Origin of the sequence: Microbacterium gubbeenense DSM 15944 (assembly GCF_000422745.1) — a bacterium.
Classification (GTDB): Bacteria; Actinomycetota; Actinomycetes; order Actinomycetales; family Microbacteriaceae; genus Microbacterium; species Microbacterium gubbeenense.
Genome location: NZ_AUGQ01000046.1, coordinates 1 through 4,671 on the forward strand (window position 1 = coordinate 1; position 4,671 = coordinate 4,671).

The following is a 4,671-nucleotide window of genomic DNA, read 5'->3' on the forward strand; positions in this document are numbered from 1 at the left end:
TACCCACCAGAAGATGGTCGCCAACGACGTCTTCCGCGCCGTCCATGACACCATCGCCCATTCCGAAGGCCACCAGTTCGGCCCCTACGGAGAAAAACGCGCATGGTGGACCCACCGCTCCAGCCTCCCCAGCCAAGCCCGCCTCGCGCTCTGGAACGAAACCCGAGCTCAGAACGCCTGGACGAACGCCGGCCCCCACATGACCACAACCGACAAAGACAACACCCCACGCGTCATCCGTAAAGACGAACCCGGATGGATCCCGCAAGCCGACCGCCCCTACGCAGAGCAGAAATGCGTCCTCCCCGACGACCCCGATGCCTTCATCTGAAACCCCTCCCCGCAGACAGCACAGAGACCACCGCCGCCAATGATGGGAACAAGCCACGCGATCACCGGCGCCGCCGCCTGGATCGCCATCACCGCCACAGCACTGCCCGCAACAGGAATCCACCCACTCGCAGCAACCGAAGTCGTCGCCGGCACCATCATCTGCGCCGGCGCAGCTTTACTTCCCGATGCGGACCACCCTTCCTCAACCATCGCCCACTCACTGCCCGGAGGCTCGATCGCAGCGGGAGCGATCAGCGCGCTCGCCGGGGGACATCGCAAAGGAATGCACTCCCTCCTCGCTGTCCTCGCGCTCTTCTTCCTGACTCCACAGCTCGCAAAGCTCACGATCGACATCGATATGTGGCCGCACCAGCTCCTGTTCGGCCTCGCTATCGCGATCGCCGCATGCACGGCATTCGCTCTCAAATCCCTCCGCATCGTGAGCTCCTGGGCGAGCGCATGGATCTTCGCCGCGGCCGTGGCCATCGCCGTGCACTTCATCCCCAGCGTTTTCGAGGTCCTCCCGCTCTGCCTCGCAATTGGATACTTGACCCACATTGCAGGCGACATGCTCACGAGCGGTGGAGTCCCCCTTTTCTGGCCGCTTACGCTCAAGCCCCCGAAATCGATCAGCAGGAACAAGCTCATCAGCATGGTGTGGCGCCCCAACGGCGCGCTCGCGCTCCCAATTCTTGGAGACACTGGATCCTGGCGAGAGTGGGCGCTCGCTACCCTCGCCGCCATCTACGTCGCCTGGGGCATACTCGCTACCCTCACAGCTGACCTCGCGATATAGGAGCTCAGCAGCGGGCTAGCCTGAGCTATTCATAGTTGCTTCACGGGAATATGTGTTCTAGTGCAATAAGCGCATGACATATTCTCGTGCGTAGTTATGTTCTAGTGGGGGCAGTGTGCGTGCGATGGATCCGCGGGCCTTGGCGTTTGGGGAGTCAGTGGTTCTCGCTGTCGCTCCCGAGGCCGTCGCTGCGGGGTTCCCGAGCCCTTCACAGGGATACGCCACTGATGAGCTCGACCTCAATGAGCGGTTGATCCGTGATCGAGTGTCAACGTTCGTCTGGCGTGCGGCGGGTCACTCGATGACGGATGCGGGGATTCACGATCAGGATCTGTTGCTGGTCGACCGGGGGATTAATCCTGTGCCGGGGCGGATCGTTGTAGCCGTGGTTGACGGTGAGTACACCGTCAAGCGCCTCGATCTGGTCGGCGAGCACCTGGTGCTGCGTGCGGAGGCGGCCGGCTACCGAGACATCATCCCGGGCGAGCTGAGCGAAACGAGCATCTGGGGAGTGGTCACATGGGTTCTGCATCAACCGTGACCGCTGCCGGCTCGGGGGAGGTGATCGCGCTGGTGGATTGCGTGTCGTTCTACGCCAACGCCGAGCGCGTGTTCGATCCGTCGATCGCGTCGCGGCCCACGATAGTTCTGAGCAATAACGATGGCTGCGTTGTCGCGGCCGATCCGTTGGCGAAGTCGATGGATCCCGACATCATGGGTAAGCCGTGGTTCAAGATCGAGGCGTGGTGCCGTGCTGCGGGCGTGGCCGCGCGTTCGTCGAATTACGAATTGTATGGATCTCTCTCCGGGCGCGTGGCCGAGATCCTGGGCCGGTTCTCGGCTTGGCAAGAAATTTATTCTGTCGATGAGTCCTTTATCCGGCTGAGGGGGACGCCGGCCGAAGTCGAGGCGATCGGGCAGGAGATCCGCGGCACGGTGATGCGGCTGACGGGGATCCCGGTTCGTGTGTCGATCGCGTCGACGAAGACTCTCGCGAAGGTCGCAGCGTTGGGCATCAAGAAGGTGCCGGCGATGAACGGCGTGTTGGATCTGCGCCGGTACTCACCCGCGCAGCTCGATCGGATCCTTGATTCGATCCCGGTCACGGATCTTTGGGGCGTGGCCGGTCGGACGGGGAAGAAGCTCGCGGCAATCGGAATCCATACCGCGCGCGATCTGCGCGAAGCGGACGCGGCCTGGATCCGTAAGCGGTTCTCGGTCGTGATGCAGCGCACGGTTCTTGAGCTGCGCGGTACGCGTTGCATTGAGATCGAGACGCAACCGGCGGCCGCGAAGGATCAACTCATCTACTCGCGATCGTTCTCAAGCAAGATCACCTCGGACGATGAGCTCGCGCAGGTCATCAGCCTGTATGCGCAGCGCGTGAGCGCCCGTTTGCGGGCTCAAAAATCGCGGGCTGGGTATCTCACCGCCTGGGCGGCGACAGGCTGGGCAGACGAGCGATCTGTGGCGCACACGGCACACGTCAACGTGCCTCTGGCGACGCCGAGTGATGACCCGATCGTGCTCACGAAGGCCGCGAGCAAGCTCCTCGCGACAAGCTTTCCCGTCGACGGCATTCGATACGCTCGCGCGGGCGTGGTTCTCACGGATCTACGCGACGTTGACGGGGCAGTGCCTCTGGCGCTGTTCCGTGAGGAGTTCGAGGGCAGGGGCGTCGGTCGCGCGCTGGATCAGATTACGCGCAAACTCGGCCGCGATGCCGTCGGGGTCGGGCTCGGGGGTCTCAGGGCGCCGCCGGGCTGGGAAATGAAACGAGCCATGTTGTCAAAGCGCACGATGACTCACTGGGACGAGCTGCCGGTGGCTGCTGCGTGAGGTGGTGAGGAGCCCGGCTGCTCGCTGCGCGATTACGTGGCGCTCTCGTCGGGCGGGTCGACGGCGACCGACTCCTCACGGCGCAGGTGAGCGAGGCCGCGCGACTTGCTTGTGACGATGGTCTGATCAGCTTCGACTCCCCAGGCGTCGGGCACCCAATCGTCGGCGAGCTCGCGCGGCTCGTGTGCCCAGACCGCGGCGTGAGCTTCACGCCATGCCGCGGCCGAACCCCACACCGGTACCGGCTGCACGCAATGATGACCCTCGCGCCAGTGACGCGCAACGGTAGTCTTCGGCACGCTCCGGGCTGCGGCCGTCTCACGTACGGACACCGGCCTAATCGAGGCGATGCACGGACGTTCGGATACGAAGCGACACTCAGTTCCGACGGACGGTTTCGGCTGGGTGATGCTCGTGATGGAGTGGTGCGGATCGGGCCTCGCGTTCAGCTACGCTCCGAGGGCAACGGCTTTGGCGGCCTCGGGATTCATGAGCTCAACCCTGGGCAAGATGCTGAGTCTACTCATGTGGCGTTCCACCAGGGCAGTCAACGGGTGCGGCCGTCCGTCACTCTCCGCCTCGATAACGCTTCTACCGAGCCCAGCGAGCAGGTCCGCGAGTTGCACCCTCTCCTCCCGTTTGGAATCGACAAGGGTCACGCCCGCGAGCTTTACGCCTTTTCCGACGCGATGGGGCGCGGCTATCTCGGGCTCTGCGAGATACCTGCGCATCGTAGCAACGCGTTCAGGCGTCAGCTCTTTTGCGGTGTCGTGCAGTATCTCGACCGATCGACCCGACTGCTCGGCCCAATAGGCGACGGCGGCACCTACGGCTGGGATCAGCGGATCGAGCGTCCGCAGCCGATGGTCTATGCCCTGTCCGAGTTGTAGGCGGGAGAGCAGCTGAAGATGCTTGATGCCTGCATGGATCAGGTCGAGAAATATGTTGGCCGACGCGTCCTGGAGCGACAACGAATCGAGAACTCGCGCTTCGAGTGTTGCGAGTGAAGCGTGCGCGTCTGATGCTGATTTTGCCCGAAGGAAGTCCTGGTACGCGACCAACAGTGCGTTCCACCGCTGGCCGTAGAAAGCCGGAGCGGTGAAGAACAGGACGTTCGCACCGCAGAGCGCGGAGCCGTCTGCGTACATGTCATAGCCGTTGGCACTGGCGAGTTCCTCGATCGTCGTGTCGAACAGCTTCGTTACGAGAAAGTACCGCTTGTTGGTGAGGTGTAGAGAGACGGAGTCTTCCAGATCGCGATGCTCCAGGAGCCACCGTGCCGTGCCCTCGTTCTTCGGGTGGAGTAGCGTTTTTGACTTGAGCTCGGCACTCGCACTTCGGGTTCGTGCTCGAACCTCTGCCATGATTTCTACAGCCCTTGCGCTGCTGACAGTTACGCTCGCGTGCGCGAAGACAGGGGAGCTGCCCGCGAGGAGGTTTTCCCCGTCATTCCCTGATTCATCGCATGCGACAACGAGGGGCTGCGCTAATCCGCTTGATTGTGCCTTCTCTGTCACTCGTTCATCGTGCCACCAAGTGCAGTCGCCCGCGTCTAGGCCGTGGTGAGGGGCCGGCGTGGTGTGCGCGTGCGTGTACTCACGGATTCTGTTCGATCTGACATCATTCACTGTAGGTGAGGGGTTTACGGTTCGCAACCCCTAGGGGTGGGTGGTTGGTGGCAGGTGGGGGACTAGTTGGGGGCT

At 63.0% G+C, this 4,671-nt stretch carries 5 protein-coding genes and 1 pseudogene; 4 read left to right on the forward strand and 2 right to left on the reverse strand.

Annotated elements, in window-relative coordinates; genetic code table 11:
* From G510_RS0112955 to G510_RS0112970, 4 genes and pseudogenes are all read left to right on the forward strand, one after another.
* Positions 1–331 (forward strand): annotated as a pseudogene (locus G510_RS0112955) (hypothetical protein); the annotation flags it as partial.
* 42 nt (positions 332–373) lie between these two features.
* Positions 374–1,129 carry a metal-dependent hydrolase gene (locus G510_RS16945; protein WP_169562648.1) on the forward strand — a complete coding sequence of 252 codons (756 nt, stop codon included), beginning with the start codon at positions 374–376 and terminating at the stop codon, positions 1,127–1,129.
* Between the two features lie 124 nt (positions 1,130–1,253).
* Positions 1,254–1,670 (forward strand): LexA family protein, encoded by a 417-nt coding sequence (locus tag G510_RS0112965; RefSeq protein WP_051216763.1) that lies wholly within the window; start codon positions 1,254–1,256, stop codon positions 1,668–1,670.
* On the forward strand, positions 1,667–2,968 hold the full coding sequence (locus G510_RS0112970) for a Y-family DNA polymerase (RefSeq protein WP_029153959.1): 1,302 nt from the start codon (positions 1,667–1,669) through the stop codon (positions 2,966–2,968). Before G510_RS0112965 ends, G510_RS0112970 begins: the two co-directional genes overlap by 4 nt.
* A 32-nt stretch (positions 2,969–3,000) precedes the next feature.
* On the opposite strand, the gene G510_RS17670 is transcribed toward G510_RS0112970, so the two are convergent.
* Together G510_RS17670 and G510_RS0112980 are read right to left on the reverse strand one after the other, a co-directional pair.
* On the reverse strand, positions 3,001–3,219 hold the full coding sequence (locus G510_RS17670; protein ID WP_157560667.1) for an arsenite oxidase: 219 nt from the start codon (positions 3,217–3,219) through the stop codon (positions 3,001–3,003).
* Between the two features lie 198 nt (positions 3,220–3,417).
* Entirely contained in the window at positions 3,418–4,485 is a 1,068-nt protein-coding gene (locus G510_RS0112980) for a DUF3800 domain-containing protein (protein WP_169562650.1), read from the reverse strand.
* Positions 4,486–4,671: the final 186 nt, after the last annotated feature.